This window comes from Billgrantia zhangzhouensis (genome assembly GCF_021404465.1).
GTDB lineage: Bacteria > Pseudomonadota > Gammaproteobacteria > Pseudomonadales > Halomonadaceae > Halomonas > Halomonas zhangzhouensis.
In genome coordinates, this window is the sequence record NZ_JABFTT010000007.1 from 128,999 (window position 1) to 153,547 (window position 24,549).

The window sequence follows — 24,549 nt, forward strand, 5'->3', positions numbered from 1 at the left end:
GAGGTGGGTGAAGCCGAGCATGATATGGCGGGTTAGGTCCTCTGCGCCGGCGAGGGTGCCATGGCGCTGCAAGTAGGCAGGACTGGCGACCAGGCGGCGACGACTGCGGCCGAGAAAGCGTGCATGTAGCGAGGAATCCTCCAGCTCGCCGATGCGAAAGGCCACATCGGTGCGCTGCTCGATCAGATCGATATTGGTTTCGTGGGAGGTCAGTTCCAGCCGAATGTTGGGGTAAGCGGCGTGAAACTCCTGCAGGTGCGGGACGATCTGGTGGATCAGAAACGGTGTGGCGGCATCGACTCGCAGCCTCCCCGCCGGGCTATGGAGCCGAGCGCTCAGGGTCTCTTCAGCGGACTCCAGTGTATGCAGTGCCGCACGGGCCTGGGCGATGAAGAGGTGCCCTTCTTCGGTGATATCGAGGCGTCGTGTCGTGCGGTGAACCAGGGTGGTCTCCAGCGCTCGTTCCAGGCGCGATACCGACCGGAAGAGGCGTGCCGTGCTGGTGCCCAGCATTGTCGCCGCCGCTGAGAAGCTCCCGGTGTCCACCACGGCGAGTAACAGTTCGATATCGTCCCAGCTGACTCTTCATCCGAGCTCCTCCGGTATAGCCAGTGGCTGCCGATGCTACAACGGCGTCTTGCTGGTCTCGCCGGGTATCTCGCGTACCAGGCGCGGCAGCAAGAAGCCCGGCAGCACTTCTCTGAGGCCCGCGATCAGCTCGCGGGCCTCTTCGTCGGGTACGTCGAAGTGGGCCGCACCCGCCACCGGGTCGAGCACGTGCAGGTAGTAGGGCAGCACGCCGGCCTCGAACAGCCGCTCGGAGAGCTGGGCCAGCGCCGCCACCGAATCGTTGACGCCGCGCAGCAGCACGCTCTGGTTGAGCAGAGCCACCCCTGCGCTCCTTAGCCGTTCACAGGCCTTGACCACCGCCTGGTCGATCTCCTGAGCATGGTTGATATGCAGCACCATTACCTTCTGCAACCGTGTGGCTCCGAGCCAGCCGGACAGGGCGTCGTCAACCCGTTCGGGAATGACCACCGGCAGGCGGGTGTGGAGGCGCAGACGCTTGAGGTGAGGGATCGCCTCGAGGTGTTCGACGAGCCAGGCGAGCTGGCGGTCGCTGGCGGCCAGCGGGTCGCCACCGGAGAGGATCGCCTCGTGGATCGAGGTGTCCTGCCTCAACGTGTCGAGGGAGCGCTCCCACTGAGCCCGCGAGGGACTGTTGTCGCTATAGGGAAAGTGACGACGGAAGCAGTAACGGCAGTTCACCGCGCAGGCGGGGCTCGCGATCAACAGCACGCGACCCGCGTACTTGTGGATCAGCCCCGGCCCTGGCGTGTACTCGGCCTCTTCCAGCGGATCGGTCACGTAGCCGGGTACATTCTCGCCCTCGGCGATCAGCGGTAGCACCTGGCGCAGCAGAGGGTCATGCGGATCGCCATAGCGCATGCGGGCCAGGAAGGCCTCGGGCACCCGCACCTCGAACAGGGCATGACCCGCCTCGGCGCCGGGCAGCCACGAATCATCCAGGCCAAGGCGCCGGCACAGCTCACGCGGGTCGCGGATCGCCTGCGACAGCTGGGTCTGCCAGGCGCTCGGTCGCGACAAAGGCTTCACGTCAGCGCTTGGCGATTCCGGTCTCTGCAAAAGGGCGGAGCTTCGGGTTATCATGCGGCACACCAGTCACAAAGGGGCGAGGGCTCGAATCCTCGTCGATTCGGTTTCTTGCGCGCCGGAGCCTGCTGCGGCGCGCCCGATCATTCGAGAGGCAACATGGCTAGCTATTCTACCAACGAATTCAAGGGCGGTCTGAAGGTGATGCTGGACGGCGACCCCTGTGCGATCGTCGAGAACGAATTCGTCAAGCCCGGCAAGGGCCAGGCGTTCAACCGCGTGAAGCTGCGCAACCTGATCACCGGCCGCGTGTGGGAGCGCACCTTCAAATCGGGCGAATCCCTGGAAGGCGCCGACGTGGTAGATCTCGAAATGGAGTACCTCTATACCGACGGTGACATGTGGCACTTCATGAAGACCGACGGCTCCTTCGAGCAGTACGCCGTGGAGAAGAAGGCGCTGGGCGACACCATCAAGTGGCTCAAGGAGCAGGTGGTCTACACCGTGACCCTGTGGAACGACAACGCCATCAGCGTGACACCGCCCAACTTCATTGAGCTGGAAGTGGTCGAGACCGACCCGGGCCTCAAGGGCGACACCGCCCAGGGCGGTTCCAAGCCGGCCACGCTCTCTTCCGGCGCTGTGGTGAGGGTGCCGCTGTTCATCAACCAGGGGGAAATCCTCAAGGTCGATACTCGCTCTGGTGAGTATGTGTCGCGTGCTTGAGCTGCAGCCCTTCCTGCGCTTGCTCATACGTCGTTGAATCCCGAGACGGCTTACTCATTTAGCGCTGCTAAACTCCGCTGCCTTACTCGGGATTCGCCTAGCGACCCACAAGGATGTGGAAAGTGCGAAGGCCCGTCGGGAACGGGCCTAGCCCTGAGCATCGCGCGGAGAGGGCGCTAGGACGGTCGGTACGGTTAGCGGTCGCCGGCAAGCCGCGGTTCAACGTAGGCCACGCTGATTCGGCGTGGCCTTCATCGTTCTGGAGACTGTGTCATGGCAATTGACTGGCGCCCCACGGCAAGCATCGAGACGCTGTGCAAGCGGGCGCGGCTGCTGGGCGCGGTGCGGACGTTCTTTGCCGAGCGCGGCGTGCTGGAGGTGGAAACCCCGGTGTTGGGCCACGGCGGCAGCACCGACGTGCACTTGGCTTCTCTGTCGCTTGAGGCGAGCACGCCGGCAGGGCGCGAGCGGCTGTGGCTGCAGACGTCTCCGGAGTTCCACATGAAGCGGCTGCTGGCCGCCGGCAGCGGGCCGATCTTTCAGCTGGCGCGCAGCTTCCGCGACGGCGAGGTGGGCAGCCGCCACAACATCGAGTTCACCATGCTGGAGTGGTACCGCCCGGGTTTCACACTCGACCAATTGATCGAGGAAACCGTGGCGCTGATTCGAACCGTACTGGGTCCAGAAGTGGGGAATGAGGCGGGACCGCTGCGGCGGCGGCGCTACCGCGAGCTGTTCCGCGAGGGGCTGGGGCTCGACCCCTTCAGTGTCGATCTCGATGCATTACGACAACTGGCTGGCGAGCGTGGCGGGCTCGACATGCGCGATGCCGGGCGCGACGGCTGCCTCGACCTGCTGATGAGCCTGATCATCGAACCTACGCTCGGGCACGAGGGGGTCGACGTGGTGGTGGACTATCCGGCCAGCCAGGCGGCACTGGCGCGTCGCCATCGCGACCCGGAGGACGGCGAGTGGGTCGCCTCGCGTTTCGAGGTCTATCTCGCGGGGCTGGAACTCGCCAACGGCTACGACGAACTCATCGATGCCGACGAGCAGCGTGCACGCTTCGCCGAAGACAACGCTGCCCGGCGTGCCCTGGGTAAGCCGGAGGTCGATGTCGATGCGCGTCTGCTCGCGGCCCTGGCAGCAGGCATGCCCGCTGGCTGCGGCGTGGCGCTGGGCATGGATCGGCTGATTCAGCTTGCTTTAGGGAGAGCGAGCGTGGCGGAGGTGATGGCCTTCGCCACGCCCAATTGCTAGAACGGGCTTCGCCTAGACGAAGTCGGGCGTCTCCTGCTGCGGCACCCCACCCAACGACTGTCCCATGCTGACCTTGGTCTTGGGCGTCAGGCTGGCATCGAAATCGATCTTGCCGCCGAAGGCCAGCACCACCGTGGAGCCGAGCTTGAAGCGGCCCATCTCCTCGCCGCGCTCCAGGTGGATCGGCTGGTCGAAGCGAACTCGCTGCACCTGGCCTGAGAGCGGTGTGATCTGACCGGCCCATACCGTCTCGATGGCTGCCACGATCATCGCCCCGACGAGCACCACCGCCATGGGACCGTATTCGGTATCGAAGTGGCACACCAAGCGCTCGTTGCGAGCGAACAGGTTGGGCACGTGGTCGGTGGTGGCCGAGTTGACCGAGAACAGCCGCCCCGGCACGTAGACCATCTCGGTCAGGGTACCGGCCAGCGGCATGTGCACGCGATGGTAATCCTTGGGCGAGAGATAGACGTTGGCGTAGCTGCCGCCGCTGTATCGCCGTGCGGCCTCGGCGTCGCCGCCCAGCAGGTCGATCATCGAGAAGCGATGGCCCTTGGCCTGCAGCAGCTTGTTGGCCTCGACGGGGCCGAATTGGGACAGGTTGCCGTCGGCGGGGCACAGCAGGCCGTTGCCCAGGGGGCGGGCGTCCGGCTTCAGCTCGCGGGTGAAGAAGTCGTTGAAGGTAGCGTAGGCGGTGGGATCCGGCTCGGCGGCCTCGCCCATGTCGACCTTGAACACCTTGATGAAGGCGCGGACCAGCGCATTCTTGAGCCAGGCGATGCGGGTTTCGGCAAGATAGCCCACCAGCCGCGAGAGCAGGTGGTGGGGGATCGGATACTGGATCAGCGCGAAGAACTTGGCGAGAGACAAGGTAATGGTTCCGTAGCGGTCTGGTTGAGTCACCCGGGCAAGGCGACTCGCGACAATCGGTGCCGAAACCCTGGCACTCGCGAGCCGAGTGACGCGCCGAGCAGGATCAAGGTCCCTCTTGCCTGCCCTAAATCGACATCCCTGTCGATTTGCGCTACTCGGCTCGCTCATGCCAGCGGCCCCGCTAAGGTCGTGTCGTTGCCTGCCCGGTTGGCTGTCGTGTAGTTGGCTTACTTCTCTATCGGCGTATCGTCGCGATTGCCCCACTCCTTCCAGGAGCCGGGGTAGGCGCGGATATTGTCGAAGCCCAGTGCCTTGCCCACTAGCCAGGTGAAGCCGCTGCGATGGTGGCTCTGGCAGTGAGTGACCACTTCCATATCCGGCGTGAGCTCCAGTGCCTCGAGTTCGGTGACCAGTTCGGCGTAGTCGCGAATGCGCAGCGCACGCTCCTTGTCCATGGCCTCGGTCCACTCCATGTTGACCGCACCGGGGATGTGGCCGAGCTGCTTGTTCTCGCCTTTCTCGCCGCGATATTCGGCTGGCGAACGGGCATCCCAAATGGCAAAGCCCTTCTCACCCAGGCGTTCCTGTAGCTCCAGCCGGTCGATGGCAACTTGCGGATGCAGGATCTCGGCCTCGTACTCGCTGGGCGTCGGCGAGGTCGGCTCATGGGAAACGGGCTGGCCGGCCTGGCGCCAAGCGTGGATGCCGCCGTTGAGATAGGAGTAGCGGGTATGGCCGATCAGTTCCAGGGTCCACAGCAAACGCCCGGCCCAGCCGCCGCCCTCGTCGTCATAGGCCACCACGTGGGTATCGCGGGTGAGTCCGAGCGACGAGAACAGCTGCGACAGCGCTTCCGGGCTCGGTACCTCGTTGGGCACCTGGCCCTCGCCGCGCAACAGGCGACGATGGTCGAGAAAGACTGCGCCGGGTACGTGCCCCTCCTGGTAGCTTTCGGTCTTGAGCGGCACATCGACGACCAAAAGCTGCGGATCTTCCAGATGCGCGGCGAGCTGTTCTGGCTCGACGATCAGCGGTAGCAGATTCTCTTCGGAACTCATGGTGCTCTCCTCGTTCTCGTTCGGGCCGAATCAGGTCTCGCTGAGACTATCGACGATGTGGCGGTAGCTGGCAAAACGCTCGGGGTGGATATCGCCGCGTTCCACGGCTTCGAGCAGGGCGCAGCCCGGCTCCTGGCGATGGCGGCAGTCGCGGAAGCGGCAGCGACCCAGAAAGTCGCGAAACTCGATGAAGCCGTCGGCGATCTGCTGTTCATCCAGGTGAATCAGGCCGAATTCCCGAATACCTGGCGAGTCGATCAGCTCGGCGCCATCGGCGGCGGGCAGGGCGTACAGCCGCGCCGTGGTGGTGGTATGGGTGCCCTTGCGCGAGTCCTTCGACAGTTCGCCGATGCGCAGCGACTCGTCGGGCAGCAGGCGATCGATCAGTGACGACTTGCCCACGCCGCTCTGGCCGACGAACACCGAGGTACGCCCGGCCAGGCGAGCGAGCAAGTCGTCGAGCCCCGCTTCGCGGGCCGTGGTGGTGACCACCACCGGGTAGCCGAGTGCCTCGTAGCGTGCCAGTAGCGCCCGCAACTCGCCGCCGCTTTCGGGCAGCAGGTCGATCTTGTTGAGCACCAGTACCGGGGCAATGCCGGTGGCCTCGGCGGCGATCAGGTAGCGGTCGATCAGGTTGGTGTGCGGTGCCGGCTCCACGGCAAAGACGATCAGGAGCTGGTCGATGTTGGCCGCCACCGGCTTGAGCTGGCCACGGGCGTCGGGGCGTTCCAGCACGTTCTGGCGCTCGCTGCGGGCCACCACCACGCCCTCGACCACGTTGCCCTCGGCATCCTGAGCCGCGCGCCAGGTGACCCGGTCGCCGGTGACCAACCCCTCGAGATTGGCGCGCAGGTGGCAGCGAACGCTGGTCGCGCTGTCGTCGCCCTGTACGTCCAGCGTGCGGCCATAATGCGCGATGACCCGGCCCGGTCGTTCGGGCCCATATTCGCCCGCGGCGAGCTTGTGAGAATCCTTGGCGTCGCGCTGCTCGGCGCGCCGAGACCGCTCGGCCTGTATCTTCTCGATTCGCCAGCGTTGCTGGCGACTCAGCTTGCGTTTGCTCATGGGCGCCCGAAGATCGTTACAATGCTGGCATTGTACCCAGCGTGGCTCGGCCTGTCCTGCCGCGTCCTTCAACCCTGGAGCCTGACCCATGCCCAACACTCCTGCGCCGCGCGAAGATCTGCTGGTGTGGATCGACCTCGAGATGACCGGGCTCGAGCCCGAGCGCGAGCGTATCATCGAGGTGGCCACCCTGATCACCGACAATGACCTCAACCTCGTCGCCGAAGGGCCGGTGATCGTCGTGCACCAGCCCGATAGCCTGCTCGCCGCCATGGACGAGTGGAACCAGAAGACCCACGGCGAATCGGGTCTGGTCGAACGGGTCAAGCAGAGCCGTATCGACACCGCCGAGGCCGAGCGGCAGACCCTCGAGTTCCTGAAGCGATACGTGGTGCCCGGCACCTCGCCCATGTGCGGCAACAGCGTGCACCAGGACCGGCGTTTCCTCGAACGCGAGATGCGCGAGCTGCTGGCGTTCTTCCACTATCGCAACCTGGACGTCTCCACCGTCAAGGAGCTGGCCAAGCGCTGGAACCCGGGGGCGCTGGCCGGCTTCAGCAAGCGCAATACCCACCAGGCGCTGGACGACATTCGCGAATCGCTGGCGGAGCTGGCGCACTACCGCGCTACCTTTCTGCGGCTGGCCGGCAGCGAACGCGACGAGGAGGAGTAGGGCAATACCTGGCTTGTGACACTTCGAGGTGAGCGGCGCCGGGGGCAGCTCGAAGAGGAGGTCCTTTTCCAGGGATGGAAAAGGTAGCGCCCAGGGATGGGTTTACAGCGCCTCCTCGCAGAGCTGTCCCCGGAAAAGCCGCGGTCCAGCCACCAATCAGACGCTGGCGATGACCCTGCTACGCTTCACTCGCTGCCGTTCGAGCGCCCAGCGCACGTGCTCGCGTACCAGGTCGGAGGGGTAGGCGAGGCGGGCGCGTAGAGCTGCCTCCACGCCCTCGCTCCAGGGCGCGTTGCCCAGCCCCACCGCCAGGTTGCGCAGCCAGCGCTCATAGCCGATGCGGTGGATCGGGCTGCCGGCGGTCTTGTCGAGAAACTCCTCCTCGCCCCAGGCGAACAGCGACACCAGGCTGGCTCGATCCAGATCATGGCGCGGGGCGAAGTCATCCTCCGCCGTGGCACGGGCAAAGCGGGTGAAAGGGCAGACCAGTTGGCAGTCGTCGCAGCCGAATACACGGTTGCCCATGGCCTCGCGAAAGCGCTCGGGTATGCTGCCGAACAGCTCGATGGTGAGGTAGGAGATACAGGCGCGGGAGTCGACCACCCTGTCTTCGACGATGGCCCCGGTGGGGCAGGCCGTGCGACAGGCGCTGCAACTGCCGCAGTGCTCGCTGTCGAAGGAAGGATCGACGGGCAGCGGCAGGTCGACGTAGAGTTCTCCGAGAAAGAACAGCGAGCCTGCCCGAGGGTTGAGCAGCATGGCGTTCTTGCCCACCCAGCCGAGCCCGGCCTTGCGCGCCAGGGCGCGCTCCATCACCGGCGCCGAGTCGACGAAGGCGCGGTAGCCGAATGGACCGATGCGTTCCTCGATCCATTTGGCCAGGGTGGCCAGGCGCTTGCGCATCAGCTTGTGGTAGTCGCGACCTACTGCATAGCGCGAAACATAGGCTGTCTGCGGCTGGCCAAGTACCTTGGCGTTCTCGACTTCGGCAGGCAGGTAGTCCAGGCGCACGCTGATCACACGCAGGGTGCCGGGTACCAGCTCCTCCGGGCGAGTGCGCTTGGTACCGTGCTTGGCCATGAAGGTCATTTCACCGTGGTAGCCGGCATCGAGCCAGCGCTGCAGATGCAGCTCGTCCTCGGCCAGGTCGACGTCGGCGATGCCCACCTGCTGGAAGCCAAGCTCACGGCCCCAGGTCTTGATGGTGGCGGCGAGCTCGACCAGCGCGTTGTCGTCCAGGGTCACGGGGAGAGTCATGATCGAGAAAAAACCGGGCAAAAACACAGCGGGGGATTGGCGTCGGCGACGTGACGCTTAAACTCCCATGATAAAGCAATGCCGGCAGGGAGACACCGGATGTCTGGCAATCGTTCCGATCAAGAACAGGTGGCGCTGCGTCCACTGTACCGTGCCGATCAGGTCCGTGAACTCGATCGGCGCACCATCGCCGCCGGGATCGAAGGCTTCGCGCTGATGCAGCGGGCGGCCACGGCGGCCTGGCAGAGCCTCAGGGCGGGCTGGCCCGGGGTGAAGCGCATTAGCGTGCTGTGTGGCGGTGGCAACAACGGCGGCGATGGCCATGTGTTGGCCGCGCTGGCGGCGGTGACGGGCGTCGAGGTGCAGCGCATTGCACTGAAGCCGCCGAGGACGCTCAAGGGCGATGCGGCGCGCGCTGCTGAAATGGCCACCGCTGCAGGCGTGGGCCTCGAGCCATGGCGCAAGGGGATCGAGTTTTCCGGTGAGGTGATCGTCGACGCCATGCTTGGTACCGGCCTCACCGGCGAGGTGCGTGGTGAGTTCCGCGAGGCCATCGAGGCCGTCAATGCCAGCGGCCTGCCGGTGCTGGCCATCGACATCCCGTCGGGACTGGCCGCCGATACCGGGGCGGAGCTCGGCGTGGCGGTACGTGCGACACGTACGGTGACCTTCATCGGCGACAAGGTCGGCCTGCACACCGGGCGCGCTCCCGCATGTACCGGCGAGGTCCACTTTCGTCCCCTGGGCGTCGATGCGCGGCGCCATGCCGATCTGGCGCCGGTTGCCGAGCTGCTGGACAAGATCTTGCTCGAGGTGTGGTTGCCGCCCCGCTCGCGTGATGCCCACAAGGGTGGCATGGGGCACGTGCTGGTACTGGGTGGGGCGCCGGGCTTCGGCGGTGCGGCGTTGCTCGCCAGCGAGACAGCGGCGCGCCTGGGCGCCGGCAAGATCAGCTTGGCCACGGCGCCGGAACATGTCACGGCCTGCCTCACCTACCGGCCCGAGGTGATGGTGCACGGCTTGCGCGGGGCCGCCGAGCTTGGCGAGCTTCCCAGCAGGGCCGATGTGCTGGTGGTCGGCCCCGGACTGGGGCTGGGCGCCTGGGGGCAGGGCATGCTGCAGGCGGCACTGGCCGAGCCGAAGCCGCTGGTGGTGGACGCCGATGGTCTCAATCTGCTGGCGACGCGCTTCCCGGGGCTGCGGCGCGACGACTGGGTCCTCACGCCGCATCCCGGTGAGGCGGGACGGCTGCTGGGCTGCAGCACGGCGGAGGTGGAGGCCGACCGGCCCGCGGCGGCACGCGAACTGCAGCAAAGCCGCGGCGGCGTGGTCGTGCTGAAGGGCGCCGGCAGCCTGGTGGCGGGGCCGGCGGATATGGCGGTGTGTCCCTACGGCAACCCGGGCATGGCGTCCGGCGGTATGGGCGATGTGCTGTCGGGCATTCTCGGGGCGCTGCTGGCCCAAGGGTTGCCTCTCGAGACGGCGGCCCGGCTGGGTGTCATGGTGCACGCCATGGCGGCGGACATGGCGGTGCGCGACGCGGGCGAGCGTGGCCTGCTGGCTGCCGATCTGGCATCCTATGCCCGAGTCATTGTCAACCCCGGTTTCGAGCCGGGACTTCATCCGCTGGCAGGGGGCCATTGATGCGCATACGACTCGTCGACGAAGAACGCCAGGTCGTCTTCGGGCAGCGCCTGGGCAAGGCTCTCGAGGGGCGAGGGCGCATTTATCTCGAAGGAGAGCTGGGAGCGGGCAAGACCACCTTGACCCGTGGCATCCTGCGCGCCCTGGGACATGCCGGCGCGGTCAAGAGCCCGACCTATACGCTGGTCGAGCCCTACGAGCTCGGTGAGCGGCAGGTCTACCATTTCGACCTCTACCGCCTGGGCGACCCGGAGGAACTGGAGTTCATCGGTGGCCGGGACCTCTTCGCCGCCGACGCCCTGTGTATCGTCGAATGGCCGAGCCGGGGCGAAGGCTGGCTGCCACCACCTGATGTGGCCGTCGTCCTGTCGCTGTGCGAGAGCGGCCGCGAGGCGCTGCTCGAGACACATACCGAGCATGGCCGATTGGTACTGAATACGCTGGCTCGGGATGCCGATATGGCCGACATGATCAGTAATGAAGAGCGTGAAACGCCGTGATGATATCCCGCTTCCTGTCCAGGTACCGTTGCGGTGGGCTGGCTGACCGTTGGCGCAACTGCATGGTATTGCTGTTGTCGCTCTGTTTTACCCTGCCTGCCCAGGCGGCCGAGGTCGATAACATTCGCCTGTGGGCGGCGCCGGACCATGCGCGCCTGGTGTTTGACCTCTCCACCCACGCCGAGGCCAACGTCTTCACCCTGGACGGCCCGAGGCGCCTGGTGATCGATCTCGACCAGAGTCGCCTAAATACCGACCTGGCGAGTCTCAATCTGGATGGCAGCGCCATCACCGCCGTGCGCAGTGGCGTGCGTGATGGCAGCGGGTTACGGGTGGTGCTGGAACTCTCGCGCGAGGTTGAGCCGCGCCATTTCACCCTGCCGCCCAACGACCAGTATGGCCACCGCCTGGTGGTCGACATGGAGTATCCCGGCGAGAGCGCGGTGCAGAACCCCATCGATCCGATCGAAGCGATGATCCGCGAGCAGGAGATCGCCGCCAATCGGCACCGCAGCAGCGGAGCCGCCGAGGCGGATGCACCGCACATCGATCCCGAGGTGGTAGCGCAGCAGCCGGCGGCACCGCATCCGCGCCGCGACATCATCATTGCCATTGACCCCGGCCATGGTGGCGAAGATCCCGGCGCCATCGGCCCCGGTGGTACCCGGGAGAAGGATGTGGTGATGGAGATCAGTCGTCGCCTGCAGCGCCTGGTCGACAATACCGAAGGCTTCCGCGCGGTGATGATCCGTGATGGCGATTATTATATCGGGTTGCGCCAGCGTACCCGTATTGCTCGGGAGCAGAAGGCCGACTTCTTTGTCTCCATCCATGCCGATGCCTTCACCAGCCCGCGCCCCAACGGCAGCTCCGTTTATGCGCTGTCTCAGCGTGGTGCCACGTCGGAGACCGCCCAGTGGCTAGCGGCCAGCGAGAATCAGGCCGACCTGATCGGCGGCGTGGACGGCAACCTCTCGCTCAATGACAAGGACGAGGTGCTGCGTGGCGTATTGCTCGACCTGACCATGACCGCCACCCTCAACGATTCCCTGGCCATCGGAGGGCAGGTGCTCGACCAGTTGGGGCGGGTCAACCGCCTGCACAAGTCGCGGGTGGAGCAGGCCGGCTTCATGGTCTTGAAGTCGCCCGACATTCCCTCGCTGCTGATCGAGACGGGGTTCATCTCCAACCCCGACGAGGAGCGTCGCCTGCGCGACTCGGGTCATCAGCAGCGGTTGGCGGAATCGATCTTCTCGGGGATACGCGCCCACTTCCACACCAACCCGCCGCCGGCCAGCCTGCTGGCCTGGCAGCGCGACAACCAGCGTACGCCCTCCGGCAACGAGTACCGTATCCAGCCGGGCGACACCCTGTCGCAGATCGCCGCCAGGCATGGCGTGCCGGTGGCGCAGCTCAAGCAGGCCAATGAACTCAATGGCGACGTGATACGCGTCGGACAGGTACTACGGATTCCCCGCTCATGACAGTCGTCGAAGAAGCCCGCCGCATCCGCGTCCTCGATCCCCGTCTGGCCAACCAGATCGCAGCCGGCGAGGTGGTGGAGCGGCCGGCCTCGGTGGTCAAGGAACTGGTCGAGAATGCCATCGATGCGGGCAGTTCCCGCATCGAGGTGGAACTCGAGGCGGGTGGTGCCCGGCTGATCCGCGTGCGCGACGACGGTAGCGGCATCGCTGAGGACGATCTGCCGCTGGCGCTGTCGCGCCATGCCACCAGCAAGATCGCTTCGCTGGAGGATCTGGAGGGCGTGGCGAGTCTCGGTTTCCGCGGCGAGGCCTTGGCCTCGATCAGCTCGGTGTCGCGCCTAGAACTCATCGCCAACGTCGACGACGATCCGCGCAGCGGCTGGCGGGTGGTGGCCGAAGGTCGCCAGATGGAGCCTCGCGTCAGCCCGGCGCCGCATCCTCGCGGCACCTCGGTCACGGTGCGCGACCTGTTCTTCAATACGCCGGCACGGCGCAAGTTCCTGCGTACCGAGAAGACCGAGTATGGCCATGTGGAGGAGACCTTTCGCCGCCTGGCGCTGTCACGCTTCGATATCGCCTGGGTGCTGCGCCACAACCAGAAGACCGTGCAACAGCTGCCGGCGGGCGACGATCCGGCTCGCCGCGAGCGGCGCATTGCGGCGCTGCTGGGCAAGGGTTTCCTCGACAATGCCCTGCATCTCGATCTCGCCGTCGGCGGTTTGCGCCTATGGGGCTGGGTAGGCTTGCCCACCCACTCCCGGGCCCAGGCCGACCAGCAGTACTTTTTCGTCAACGGTCGCGTGGTTCGCGACCGGCTGGTGGCGCATGCCATCCGTCAGGCCTACCGCGACGTGCTGTTCCACGGCCGGCATCCGGTGTTCGTGCTCTACCTCGAGGTCGATCCCATGGTGGTGGACGTCAACGTTCATCCCACCAAGCACGAGGTGCGCTTTCGCGACGGCCGCCTGGTGCACGATTTCCTCTTTTCCAGCCTGCATCGTGCGCTGGCCGAGGCGCGTCCGGCCGAGCGCGAAGCGCAAGCCGGTGACATGGCCGAGGAGGAGAATTCCGACAGCAGCGAAGTGCGGGAGCCCGAGGCGCGCTGGCAGCAGCAGCCCATCGCCCTGCATCCGTCCGGCGACTCGTCCGAGCGGGTCACGGCCGATCGCGTGCGCGCCTTCATGAGTGGCTATCGTGCGCTGCATCCCGAGCATGAAGAACGTCTGCTGACACCGCAGGCGGCTGGCGACGAGGCAACTGACACCGTGGCGCCACCTCCATCATCGGCGTTCCCGGCCAGGGTGGAGTCGCCGGCGCTGCCCGCCGCGGAGGAAGGCAGCGGTATCCCGCCGCTGGGCTTCGCCATCGCCCAGTTGCACGGCATCTACATTATTTCCCAGACCGCGCAGGGCATGATCATCGTCGATATGCACGCCGCTCATGAGCGCATCGTCTACGAGCGCATGAAGGCCCAGGTGCATGGCGGCGCGCTCGAGGCGCAGCCGTTGCTGGTGCCGGTGTCGATGGCGGCCAGTCACGCCGAGGTAGCGACCGCCGAAGCCGAGCGGGAGGCCTTCGCCCGGTTGGGGGTGGAACTCGACGTGGCGGGTCCCGAGACCCTGCTGGTGCGGCAGGTACCGACGCTACTGGTCGATGCCGACGTCGAGCCGCTGATCCGTGATATGCTCGGCGACCTGGAGCGCTATGGCCGCTCCGACCGCCTGGAAGCTCATATCAACGAGCTGCTGGCGACCATGGCCTGTCACGGCAGCGTGCGTGCCAACCGGCGCCTGACCGTGGCCGAGATGGATGCGTTGCTGCGCGACATGGAGCGCACCGAGCGGAGCGGCCAGTGCAACCATGGCAGGCCGACCTGGACTGAAATGTCGCTCAAGCAGCTCGATCGGCTGTTCCTGCGGGGGCAGTGAGGTACGTTCCTACCATGCCCGAAAGACGCCCCCTCGCCATCCTGCTGATGGGACCTACCGCCGCCGGCAAGACCGATCTGGCCATCACGCTGCATGAGCGGCTCGACTGCGAGCTGATCAGCATGGACTCGGCCATGGTCTATCGTGGCATGGACATCGGCAGTGCCAAGCCCTCCGCCGAAGAGCTGGCTCGCGCGCCGCACCGGTTGATCGACATCCGCGATCCCGCCGAGCCCTACTCGGCGGCGGATTTTCGCGAGGACGCTCACCGCGAGATGCGACGAATTACCGCAGCCGGGCGCATCCCACTACTGGTTGGCGGCACCATGATGTACGCCAAGCGCCTGCTCAATGGCGTGGCCAATCTGCCGGCGGCCGATCCATCGATACGTGCCGAGCTGGCCCGTGAGGCGGAACGCCTTGGCTTGGCGGGGCTGCACGCCGAGCTCGCCCGGGTCGACCCCGAGTCTGCCCGGCGCATTCATCCCAACGATCCGCAACGGTTGATGCGAGCATTGGAGGTCTATCGGGCCAGCGGCACGACGCTTACCGAACTGTGGCGTCGGCAGCGTCCTGAAACCTTCCCATGGAATGTGCTGTCGATAGGATTCACGCCCTTTGATCGTCGTATCCTGCACGAGCGAATCGCGGCTCGCTTCGAGGTCATGCTGGATGCCGGTTTCATCGGGGAAGTCGAGGCATTGAGAGCGCGCGGCGACTTACATCCGGGCTTGCCGTCAATGAAGAGCGTGGGCTACCGCCAGGCTTGGGAGTTTCTCGACGGGCAGGGCGGTCTGGAGCAGTTGCGGCAGCGCACCGTGGTGGCGACCCGACAGTTGGCCAAGCGCCAACTGACCTGGCTGCGAAGCTGGCCGGAGCTACACTGGGTCGATAGCCAAGGGCGAAATGCACTGAGCGAAGTCCTGAATTTCGTGCGTGAATCGGGCTCTTAGCGTAAGATATTGGCTTCGAGTGGCCGGGCGACCAGCCGAGAAAGAACACAACTTCCACCCCTCAAGAGAACGTTTTAGGGAGAGGTAACATGTCCAAAGGGCAGTCCCTTCAAGACCCGTACCTGAACATCCTGCGCAAGGAGCGCATTCCGGTTTCTATCTTCCTGGTCAACGGCATCAAGCTGCAGGGACAGATCGAGTCGTTCGATCAGTTCGTGATTCTGCTGCGTAACACCGTCAGTCAGATGGTCTACAAGCACGCCATCTCCACTGTGGTGCCTTCGCGCAACGTGCGGCTGCCGCCGCAGGATCCCGCGGCCCAGCCGGACAGCAACGCGTGAGGTATTGATTGTTTTTTGAACGACCCGATGCCGGCGAAACGGCAGTACTGGTTCATGTCGACTTCCAGGACGAGCGTGAGCGCGAAGATCCCGGCGAGTTCTTGGAACTGGTCCGTTCCGCCGGCGCCGAGCCGGCCATGCTGCTCAGCGGCAGCCGGCATCGGCCCGATTCACGCACCTTCATCGGTAGCGGCAAGGTAGAGGAGCTGCGCGAGGCACTGCAGGTGCATGGCGCTGAACTCGTCATCTTCAACCATGGCTTGAGTCCTTCTCAGGAACGTAACCTGGAACGAGAACTCAAGTGTCGGGTACTCGATCGCACGGGGCTGATACTCGATATCTTCGCCCAGCGTGCGCGTACCCACGAGGGCAAGCTGCAGGTCGAACTGGCCCAGTTGGAGTACATGTCTACCCGCCTGGTGCGTGGCTGGACTCACCTGGAGCGTCAGAAGGGCGGTATCGGCCTGCGCGGCCCCGGTGAGACACAGTTGGAAACCGACCGCCGACTGCTGCGTGCACGCATCAAGGCGATCCACAAGCGGCTCGACAAGGTGCGTAGCCAGCGCAGCCAGAACCGGCGTGCTCGGGCCAGGGCGGAGATTCCCAGCATCTCGTTGGTCGGCTATACCAACGCCGGCAAGTCGACGCTGTTCAATGCCCTGACCTCTGCCAGGGTCTATGCGGCCGACCAGTTGTTCGCTACGCTCGATCCGACCCTGCGCCGGTTGGAGATCGGCGATGTCGGTTCGGTGGTGCTGGCGGATACCGTGGGATTCATCCGTCATCTGCCCCACAAGCTGGTGGAAGCCTTCCAGGCCACTCTTCAGGAAGCGGCCGAGGCCTCGCTGCTGGTGCATGTGATCGATGCCGCCGATTCCGACCGTGAGCTCAACGTAGCTCAGGTCGAAGGGGTGCTCGACGAGATCGGTGCGCTTGACGTGCCCATGCTCAAGGTAATGAACAAGATCGACCTGCTCGACAGTGCGCCGCGTATCGAGCGCGACGGGCAGGGCCGGCCCGAGGTGGTTTGGCTGTCGGCCCGTGAGGGACTCGGACTCGAACTGCTCGAGCAAGCTCTCTCGGAATGCCTGGCGGAGGATGTGATCGCCTTTGGCATGCTCCTTTCTCCGCGACAGGGCCGCCTGAGGGCGGGCTTGCATGAGCTTGGCGCCGTACGCGAAGAACGTTACGAAGAGGGTGGTCAGGTGCATCTCGAGGTGCGCCTGCCACGCCGCGATTTCCTGCAGTTGATGGCCCGATTGGGAGAGCGGGCGGAGAATTACCTTCCGTCCGAGTTGCACGAACGACCGGTATGGGAGGCGTGACGGCTGCGGTCGTTCGGCTCGACGGATTGATTCTCCAACAACTAACGGGACCGGGCGCCGAAGGGCGTTCTACAGGACAGCAACCGAACTTCCCGGTCGCACAGGCACAGGCGAGCGGTCGGGAGGCAACGCAGAGTGGAGACGACGTATGGCTTGGAATGAGCCGGGTGGTGGCAACCAGCATGACCCCTGGAGCGGTGGGGGCCGACGCGGTGGCAACGGCGGCGGCGGTGGCAACCGTGGGGGCAACCAGGGGCCACCCGACCTTGACGAGGCCCTGAAGAAGTTCCAGGACAAGCTCAACAGCATGCTTGGCGGTCGTGGTGGCAAAGGCGGTGGCGGTCGTGGCGGCAAGGGTGGCGGTCGCCCGCGCAATACGTTCGCCTTGCCAGGGCTGCTGCTGGTCATCGCCCTGGGTATCTGGGGGGCAATGGGCTTCTATCTGGTTGACCAGGCCGAGCGTGGCGTGGTGCTGCGTTTTGGTGAGTTCCAGACGGTGGTGGGGCCAGGCTTGCACTGGAATCCGCCGCTGATCGACGATGTGCGCATGGTCAATGTGACTCGCGTGCGTTCGCTGACCCAGACCCAGTCGATGCTGACCCGCGACGAGAACATCGTCGAGGTCGAGATCTCGGCCCAGTATCAGGTCAACGATCCGCGTGACTTCGTGCTCAACGTGCGCAATCCCCAGCTCTCCATCGAGAACGCGCTGGATTCCGCGCTGCGCCACGTGGTTGGCGGTACCGACATGATCGAGATCCTGACCTCCGGGCGTGAGATTCTCGGTAGCTCGGTGGCGAGCCGCCTGCAGACCTATCTGGATAGCTACGGCACCGGCATTCGCCTGCAAACCATCAACATCGAGTCGACCACGGCCCCTGCACCCGTTATCGATGCCTTCGACGACGTAATCCGCGCCCGCGAGGATCGCCAGCGGACCATCAACGAGGGCATGGCCTACGCCAATGCCATTATCCCGGCCGCTCAGGGTCAGGCGCAGCGTCTGGTCGAGCAAGGCCAGGGCTATCGCGAATCGGTGGTGGCCGAAGCCCAGGGTCAGGTCAACCGCTTCAACGCGCTGCTGGCCCAGTACCGCAACGCACCGGAGATCATGCGCGAACGTCTCTACATCGATGCCATGGCCGATGTCTTTGCGCGTACGCCGAAGGTACTGGTCGACGTGCGTGAGGACGCACCGCTGATGTATCTGCCGCTCGACCAGCGCCCCGGAAGGGGTGGCGATGGTGAAGGCAACGGCGAGGCGGCTCGCGGCGAAAGCGGCGAACTCGACCCGCGTGTGCTCGAGCGCCTGCGCACGACGAGTTCGGCGCAGGGTGGCAATACCGGTAGTATCCGCAGGGAGGGCCGCTAAATGGTGAACAACCGTTCCTTGATCATCGTGGGTGGCCTCGCTGCCGCGGCCTGGCTTGCCAGCAACAGCCTCTACGTGGTCGACGAGACCGAGCGTGCCGTCAAGCTGCGCTTTGGTGAGGTCATCGAAGAGAACATTCAGCCCGGCCTGCACTTTAAGGTGCCGATCACTCAGACGGTTCGTAAGTTCGATACCCGGGTGCTGACGCTGGATACCGATACCAGCCGCTATCTGACGCTCGAGCAGAAGGCGGTCATCGTGGACTCCTACGTCAAGTGGCAGGTGATCAATCCCACCCGCTACTACGAGGCCACCGCCGGCGACGAGATGATGGCGATCCGCCTGATCCAGCCGCGGGTCGATGAGAGCCTGCGTAACGAGTTTGGCCGCCTGGACCTGCAGCAGATTATCGCCGAGCGCCGCGACGACCTGATGATTCGCCCGACCCAGGAACTCGACTCGTTGATGCGCGAGGAGCTGGGGGTGTCGATCCTCGACATCCGCGTCAAGCGTATCGATCTGCCCGAGGACGTCTCTGCTGCGGTCTTCGACCGTATGCGCTCCGAGCGTGAGCGTGAAGCACGTGAATGGCGTGCCCAGGGCCAGGAGGAGGCCGAGCGCATCCGCGCCAATGCCGACCGCCGCCGCCAGGTGCTGCTGGCTCAGGCTACCGAGCGGGCCGAGACCCTGCGCGGTGAGGGTGATGCCGAAGCGGCAGCGATCTTCTCGGAGGCATACGGCCAGAACCCGGAGTTCTTCACCTTCTGGCGCAGTATCAACGCCTATCGTGAGAGCTTCGACGGTGAGCGGGACATGCTGGTGCTTGACCCGTCCAGCGATTTCTTCCGCTATCTGCGCAGCCCGGCAGTGCAGAACGGTAGCGACGAGTAAGAGGCACCGGACCGGGCCCAGCGGCTGTCGCTTTCCAGGCATGTCGCTGGGCTTGTCCCGGCATCGCGGGGTTCAACCCGTCGCCAAACGTGATAGAATCCGTCAACCGGGCGTGGCCCGGTTTTTTTGTGGGCCTTTTTTGCCATCGAATCCTTTTTTTGCCCGCCCCAACGCCTTGCAGGATTGACGACATGACCATTGCTGACCGCTGGCTGTTGCCCGACGGCATGGATGAAGTGCTGCCGCCCCAGGCAAGCCGTATGGAGGAGCTGCGGCGAACGCTGCTCGACCTCTACTATCGCTGGGGTTACGACCAGGTAATGCCACCGCCGGTGGAGTTCCTCGACTCCCTATTGACCGGCACCGGCACTGACCTGGATCTGCAGACCTTCAAGCTGACCGATCAACTGACCGGCCGCCTGATGGGAGTGAGCGCTGATGTGACGCCCCAGGTGGCGCGCATGGACGCCCACTCCATGCACCACCAGGGGCCGGCCAGGCTGTGCTATTGCACCAACGTGCTGCGGGCCAAGGCCGACCAGCACCAGGGAGGGCGAAGCCCGGTCCAGGTCGGTGTCGAACTGTTCGGCCATGCCGGCCTGGAAGCGGACCTCGAGATCCTGCGCCTGGCACTGTTGAGTCTCGAGGCTGCCGGGGCCAGTGAACTGCATTTGGCGTTGGGCCATATCGGCATCTATCGTAGCCTGGTACAGGCAGCCGAGTTGGATCGCGATCAGGAGCGGGCGCTGTTCGAAGCGCTGGAGCTCAAGTCGCCGGGGGCCTTGGCCCAGCAGGTCGAGGCCAATGTGGCCGATCCCGCCCTGGCGGAAATGTTCCGTGCGCTGGGCCGCCTGAACGGTGGCCCCGAGGTGTTGGACAGCGCGCGCGAAGCGCTCGCCGGTGCTCCCGCTGCGGTAGGCGAGGCCTTGGCGCAGCTCGGTGCGCTGCACCGGGGCGTGGCCAGGGAGCACCCCGAAGTGGCGCTCTATTTCGATCTGGCCGAGCTACGTGGTTATCAGTACCACACTGGAATGATGTTTGCGGCCTTCGTGCCGGGCTACGGCCAGGCCCTGGCCAAGGGCGGACGCTATGACGATACGGGGCGAGCCTTCGGCCGTGCGCGTCCCGCCACTGGCTTTTCGATGGACCTGAAGCTGCTTGCCACGCTGGTGCAGAGCGAGCCGGCCTGCGACGGCATCTGGGCGCCGGCTTCCGGCGAGGGCGTAGCCGAAGCGATTGCATCGCTGCGCGACAGCGGGCACCGGGTGGTGCAGGCGCTGCCGGGCCAGCAGACGCCTCCCGAGGCGCATCGCTGCAGCCAGCAACTGGTAATGGTCGATGGCCGCTGGCAAGCGGAGGCACTCTAGGCGTTGGCGAACTGGCCGAAGCCTGATTAGACGATACCGGCAAGCGGGCCGGAAGACGAGCGCGGCCAGCGGGCCGGATGATCGACGCGCACATACGCGGCGCTGACACGAGAGATGAGACACAATGGGCAAGAACGTAGTCGTACTGGGCACACAGTGGGGTGACGAAGGCAAGGGCAAGGTGGTCGACCTGCTGACCGAATCCGCTGCGGCGGTGGTACGTTTCCAGGGTGGACACAACGCCGGGCATACGCTGGTCATCGACGGCGAGAAGACCGTGCTGCACCTGATTCCCTCCGGCATCCTGCGTCAGGGCAAGACCTGTATCATCGGCAATGGTGTGGTGCTGTCTCCCGAGGCGCTGATCAAGGAGATCCGCGAACTCGAGGAGAAGGGCGTGCCGGTGCGCGAGCGACTGCGTCTCTCGCCGGCCTGTCCGCTGATCCTGCCGTACCACGTGCGCCTCGACCTGGCCCGCGAGAAGGCCCGCGGCGTGGCCAAGATCGGCACCACCGGCCGCGGCATCGGCCCGGCCTACGAGGACAAGGTGGCGCGCCGTGGCCTGCGCTTGGGCGACATGCTGCATCGCGAGCGCTTTGCCTCCAAGCTCGGCGAGGTGCTCGACTACCACAACTTCGTGCTGGTCAACTACCACGGCGAGAAGGCGGTCGACTTCCAGGAAGTGCTGGACAGCGCCATGGCCATGGCCGAGGAGCTGCGGCCGATGGTCTGCGATACCGTTACCCTGGTGCACGAACTGCGCCGCGCCGGCGAGAACATTCTGTTCGAGGGGGCCCAGGGCTCTCTGCTCGATATCGATCACGGTACCTATCCGTTCGTCACCAGCTCCAACACCACCGCTGGCGGCACCGCTACCGGTTCTGGTGTCGGGCCGCTCTACCTGGACTACGTGCTGGGTATCACCAAGGCTTACACCACCCGTGTCGGCTCCGGCCCGTTCCCCACCGAGCTGTTCGACGAGCACGGCCGTCACCTGGCCGAGCGCGGCCACGAGTTCGGCGCGACCACTGGTCGACCACGCCGCTGTGGCTGGTTCGATGCCGTGGCCCTACGCCATGCGGTGCAGATCAACTCGGTGTCCGGGTTGTGCTTGACCAAGCTCGACGTTCTCGATGGGCTGGAGAACATCCGCGTCTGCGTGGGCTATCGCAGCAAGGATGGCGAGGTAATGGAGAACCCGGTCGATTCGGAGGGTTACGAAGCGGTGGAGCCGGTCTACGAGGATCTGCCGGGTTGGAGCGAGTCGACCCTGGGTGCCAAGCGCATCGAGGACCTGCCAGCCAATGCACGCTCCTACATCAGCTTCCTCGAGGAGAAGGTGGGCACTTCGATCGACATCGTCTCGACCGGCCCGGACCGCAACGAGACCATCGTGCTACGCAATCCGTTCGAAGGCTGACGGTACGAAGCGCGAATCGACCACGAGGCCGGCACAGGGTGCCGGCCTCGTTGCGTCGGAACGTAACGAGCCGGTGTACGGAACGTCATCGAGCCGACCTGCGATCTGACCGTCATTCATCTACTTCTACCTCACTGGCGGCGGCAATGGCCTCTTCATCGGTGAGCAGTTGACGCAGGGTTTCGATGGCGAGTTGACCCTCGCTCTCGAAGACATCATCCAGCCACAGCAGGGCCTGCTGCTGGTTGGCCTGCTCCAGGCCGCGGGATGAAAGGTAGGCTTCGGCCAGGGCGAGGCGTGCGCTGCCATGCCCCTGGCTAGCCGCCTGGTAGAGGTAATCCGCCCCGCGCTCCGGGTCGGCCTCGATGTTTTCGCCACGCAGGTATTCACGTCCGAGCGAGGCCTGGGCGCCTGGATGTCCCTGCTCGGCGGCGTCGAGCAGCAGCTCATGACCCTGCTCGACATCCTGGTCGATGGCGCCTTCGCCGCGTATCAGGGCGAGCCCCAGGGCGGCACGCGCATAGTCGGCGCCGGCGTCGCTGGCCTGACGGTACCAGCGTTCGGCCTGTTCGGCGTCCTGTTCCACGCCGTTGCCGTGCTGGTAAGCCTCGCCCAGCACAAAGGCCGCATGGGTTGCCCCTGATTCCGCCGCTGCCGTCAGCAACTCGATGCCACGCTCGGTATCAAGCTCCACGTGGTTACCGGTCAGGTAGGCTTCGCCCAGGTCGCTGCGGGCGCCAGCGTGTCCGCGTGCCACTGCGGCTTCCAAATAGTCGATACCGCGCTCGCTGTCGCCCCGCTCCACATACATCCGGCCAAGGCTTGCCGCAGCGCCGGCATGACCCGCCTGGTGGGCCCGGTCCAGCCAGTATTCGGCTTGCTGCTGGTCGCGCTGAACGCCTTCGCCGTCGAGGAAGGCGCGGCCAAGATCGGCCATGGCGCCGGGATGCCCATCCTCGGCAGCGGCGACGAGTGCCTCGATATTGCCCTGGGCACCCAGATCGCGCTGTACGTAGGTGAGCGCATCGTCTGCGGATTCGTGCCCCGCCTGCTGGGCTAGCGTCAGCCAGCGGTTGGCCTCGTTCAGGTCGCGTTCCACGCCGCTGCCATTGCGATAGGCCCGGCCCAGTACCACCATGGCATAGGCGTCGCCCTGCTGGGCGGCCTGGGTCAGCAGGGCGACGCCCTGCGTGGGATCTTCCTGCAGTGGCCCTTCCAGGTAGGCCTCGCCGAGTTGGGTCATGGCCGTGGTGTCGCCGGCCTGTGCAGCCTGGCGTAGCAGCTCCTCGCCGCGGCTGGGCTGGAAGTTGGGGTTCCCCTCGTCCAGGTAGGCTTCGCCGAGCAACCGCATCGCGCCCGATTGCCCATGCCCGGCGGCCTGACGCAATAGCTCCTCGCCCCGGACGGGGTCTTGCGGCACACCGCGTCCCTTGAGGTAGGCTGCCCCCAACTGCTGTGTTGCCCAAGGGTGGCCGAGCTCATGGCCTCGCTCGAGATAGTCGACGGCAATATAGGGCTGACCGGCGATTCGCTCGTCGTCCAGATAGAGCGAGCCCAACTGCGCCAGCGCCAGGGGGTGGTCATGCTCGGCGGCTTGCTCGAGCAGGCCCATGCCGCGAGGCAGATCGTTGAGACCACCCTGGCCTTCGACCAGGGCGCGGCCGAGGACCACCTGGGCATCGATCGAGCCGGCATTGATCGCTTCGCGCAGCCAGCGCTCGGCTTGTACTGGCTGCGGCTGGCCGGACTCGGGCTCGAGCAGTGCCTGGCCAAGGTAGGTCATGGCATCGACATGCCCTTGGCGGGCGGCATCCGCCAGCAGCTCGATACCCTGCCGGTATTCGCCAACCTCGATCATGTCGCGTCCTGCCCTGGCCAGCGCATCCAGGTCGCCGGCCTGGGCTGCCTGCTGCAACCAATGGATGCGCTGGCTGGGTTGATCGCCCAGCAGACCGTCAGCCGAATAGAGCGAGGCCAACTGAAGCATGGCGTTGACGTCGCCTGCACTGGCTTGCTGCTGGAGCACCTCGGCGTGACGCTGGGCATAATCCATGGCTTGCGCTGGGTCCTCCTCGAGCCAGCCGCCGGGTGCGTGCGCTTCGGCCAGGGCTTGCAGGGCCTGCTGCTGGCCTTGGGAGGCCGCCTGCTCGTAGAGTTCACGGGCCAGTTCCGGATCTGCCTCGACCCCTTCACTGCCTTCGGCCAGCAGATCGGCGAGCAGCACTTCGGCGGTGCGCTCGAGGTCGGCCTCCTTGGCCTGCCAGAGCAGATGGTAGGCCAGCACATCGTTGCGTTCCACGCCACGACCCTCAAGATAGAGCCGGGCGAGATTGAGCGAGGCGTGGCCGCGTACCGAGGATGGCCGCTCGATGGCCAGGCCATAGAGGCGCGCCGCTTCGGCGGGGTTCTCCTCGATGCCCAGGCCCTGATCGTAGAGCTTAGCCATTTCGTAGTAGGCGGGCGGCACATCGCGATTGACCAGAGGCTGCAGGTAGTCGATGGCTTCGTTGTAGCGCCCCTCATCGATGAACTCCTGTGCGCGGTTGACGCGGTTCCAGTCCGACGAGTCGATGTCGGCCTCGAGCCCGCTGGCGAACCAGGCGGCATACTGCTCGGGAACGGCCCGTGCATGCTCGCCGCCTGGCGGTTCGTCCGAGGTCACTGCACAGCCGGCCAACCATGCCGACAAGGTAATCGCTGCGGTCAGTCGCAGCGAGGGGAGGCGTCGAGTCCTGTTCGTCAAGCGTTCCATGTTGTCCCCTCTTTTCTGTGTGGTTCCAGGAAGTCCTTTCGTC

20 protein-coding genes and 1 pseudogene are annotated in these 24,549 nt (G+C 65.5%); 14 read left to right on the plus strand and 7 right to left on the minus strand.

Annotated features, from left to right (window positions below):
* Positions 1-33 precede the first annotated feature (33 nt).
* Both HOP51_RS21065 and epmB read right to left on the minus strand, forming a co-directional pair.
* Positions 34-549 (minus strand): annotated as a pseudogene (locus tag HOP51_RS21065) (LysR substrate-binding domain-containing protein); the annotation flags it as partial.
* Positions 550-624: 75 nt separating this feature from the next.
* Positions 625-1,671 carry an EF-P beta-lysylation protein EpmB gene (gene epmB / locus HOP51_RS10755; RefSeq protein WP_234273910.1) on the minus strand — a complete coding sequence of 349 codons (1,047 nt, stop codon included), beginning with the start codon at positions 1,669-1,671 and terminating at the stop codon, positions 625-627.
* A gap of 102 nt (positions 1,672-1,773) precedes the next feature.
* Between epmB and efp the strand changes: the two genes are divergently transcribed.
* Together efp and epmA are read left to right on the plus strand one after the other, a co-directional pair.
* Positions 1,774-2,340, plus strand: coding sequence for an elongation factor P (gene efp / locus HOP51_RS10760; RefSeq protein ID WP_234273911.1), 567 nt, complete (start codon positions 1,774-1,776; stop codon positions 2,338-2,340).
* 273 nt (positions 2,341-2,613) lie between these two features.
* Positions 2,614-3,600, plus strand: coding sequence for an EF-P lysine aminoacylase EpmA (gene epmA / locus HOP51_RS10765; RefSeq protein ID WP_234273912.1), 987 nt, complete (start codon positions 2,614-2,616; stop codon positions 3,598-3,600).
* Between the two features lie 12 nt (positions 3,601-3,612).
* On the opposite strand, the gene asd is transcribed toward epmA, so the two are convergent.
* The 3 genes from asd to rsgA all read right to left on the minus strand — a co-directional run bounded on the left by asd (position 3,613) and on the right by rsgA (position 6,599).
* Entirely contained in the window at positions 3,613-4,479 is an 867-nt protein-coding gene (gene asd, locus HOP51_RS10770; RefSeq protein WP_234274001.1) for an archaetidylserine decarboxylase, read from the minus strand.
* Positions 4,480-4,703: 224 nt separating this feature from the next.
* Positions 4,704-5,534, minus strand: a complete 831-nt coding sequence (locus HOP51_RS10775) for a sulfurtransferase (RefSeq protein ID WP_234273913.1) — start codon at positions 5,532-5,534, stop codon at positions 4,704-4,706.
* Between the two features lie 30 nt (positions 5,535-5,564).
* Positions 5,565-6,599, minus strand: a complete 1,035-nt coding sequence (gene rsgA / locus HOP51_RS10780; RefSeq protein ID WP_234273914.1) for a small ribosomal subunit biogenesis GTPase RsgA — start codon at positions 6,597-6,599, stop codon at positions 5,565-5,567.
* An 88-nt stretch (positions 6,600-6,687) separates the two neighbouring features.
* Between rsgA and orn the strand changes: the two genes are divergently transcribed.
* Positions 6,688-7,272, plus strand: a complete 585-nt coding sequence (gene orn / locus HOP51_RS10785) for an oligoribonuclease (RefSeq protein ID WP_234273915.1) — start codon at positions 6,688-6,690, stop codon at positions 7,270-7,272.
* Between the two features lie 156 nt (positions 7,273-7,428).
* Here orn and queG read toward each other — a convergent pair whose 3' ends face one another.
* Complete coding sequence (gene queG / locus HOP51_RS10790) at positions 7,429-8,529, minus strand: tRNA epoxyqueuosine(34) reductase QueG (RefSeq protein ID WP_234273916.1); 1,101 nt, start codon at positions 8,527-8,529, stop codon at positions 7,429-7,431.
* A gap of 99 nt (positions 8,530-8,628) precedes the next feature.
* Between queG and HOP51_RS10795 the strand changes: the two genes are divergently transcribed.
* The 11 genes from HOP51_RS10795 (at position 8,629) to HOP51_RS10845 (ending at position 21,754) form a co-directional block, all read left to right on the plus strand.
* Entirely contained in the window at positions 8,629-10,173 is a 1,545-nt protein-coding gene (locus tag HOP51_RS10795; protein ID WP_234273917.1) for an NAD(P)H-hydrate dehydratase, read from the plus strand.
* Positions 10,173-10,673, plus strand: a complete 501-nt coding sequence (tsaE, locus tag HOP51_RS10800; RefSeq protein ID WP_234273918.1) for a tRNA (adenosine(37)-N6)-threonylcarbamoyltransferase complex ATPase subunit type 1 TsaE — start codon at positions 10,173-10,175, stop codon at positions 10,671-10,673. The genes HOP51_RS10795 and tsaE overlap by 1 nt, the downstream gene beginning before the upstream one ends.
* Positions 10,674-10,735: 62 nt before the next feature.
* On the plus strand, positions 10,736-12,157 hold the full coding sequence (locus HOP51_RS10805) for an N-acetylmuramoyl-L-alanine amidase (RefSeq protein WP_234274002.1): 1,422 nt from the start codon (positions 10,736-10,738) through the stop codon (positions 12,155-12,157).
* On the plus strand, positions 12,154-14,085 hold the full coding sequence (gene mutL / locus HOP51_RS10810; protein WP_234273919.1) for a DNA mismatch repair endonuclease MutL: 1,932 nt from the start codon (positions 12,154-12,156) through the stop codon (positions 14,083-14,085). Before HOP51_RS10805 ends, mutL begins: the two co-directional genes overlap by 4 nt.
* Positions 14,086-14,099: 14 nt before the next feature.
* Complete coding sequence (miaA, locus tag HOP51_RS10815) at positions 14,100-15,038, plus strand: tRNA (adenosine(37)-N6)-dimethylallyltransferase MiaA (protein WP_234273920.1); 939 nt, start codon at positions 14,100-14,102, stop codon at positions 15,036-15,038.
* 89 nt (positions 15,039-15,127) lie between these two features.
* Entirely contained in the window at positions 15,128-15,379 is a 252-nt protein-coding gene (gene hfq / locus HOP51_RS10820) for an RNA chaperone Hfq (protein ID WP_103968388.1), read from the plus strand.
* Positions 15,380-15,387: 8 nt separating this feature from the next.
* Entirely contained in the window at positions 15,388-16,704 is a 1,317-nt protein-coding gene (hflX, locus tag HOP51_RS10825; RefSeq protein WP_234273921.1) for a ribosome rescue GTPase HflX, read from the plus strand.
* A 148-nt stretch (positions 16,705-16,852) separates the two neighbouring features.
* Positions 16,853-18,076 (plus strand): FtsH protease activity modulator HflK, encoded by a 1,224-nt coding sequence (gene hflK / locus HOP51_RS10830; protein WP_234273922.1) that lies wholly within the window; start codon positions 16,853-16,855, stop codon positions 18,074-18,076.
* Positions 18,077-18,967 (plus strand): protease modulator HflC, encoded by an 891-nt coding sequence (gene hflC, locus HOP51_RS10835; RefSeq protein WP_234273923.1) that lies wholly within the window; start codon positions 18,077-18,079, stop codon positions 18,965-18,967. It abuts the gene before it with no gap.
* 191 nt (positions 18,968-19,158) lie between these two features.
* Positions 19,159-20,334 carry an ATP phosphoribosyltransferase regulatory subunit gene (locus tag HOP51_RS10840; RefSeq protein ID WP_234273924.1) on the plus strand — a complete coding sequence of 392 codons (1,176 nt, stop codon included), beginning with the start codon at positions 19,159-19,161 and terminating at the stop codon, positions 20,332-20,334.
* 124 nt (positions 20,335-20,458) lie between these two features.
* A complete protein-coding gene (locus HOP51_RS10845; RefSeq protein WP_159553499.1) occupies positions 20,459-21,754 on the plus strand; it encodes an adenylosuccinate synthase in 1,296 nt (431 codons plus the stop codon).
* Positions 21,755-21,866: 112 nt separating this feature from the next.
* Here the strand turns inward: HOP51_RS10845 and HOP51_RS10850 are convergent, their stop codons facing one another.
* Positions 21,867-24,506 (minus strand): tetratricopeptide repeat protein, encoded by a 2,640-nt coding sequence (locus HOP51_RS10850; RefSeq protein ID WP_234273925.1) that lies wholly within the window; start codon positions 24,504-24,506, stop codon positions 21,867-21,869.
* Positions 24,507-24,549 lie beyond the last annotated feature (43 nt).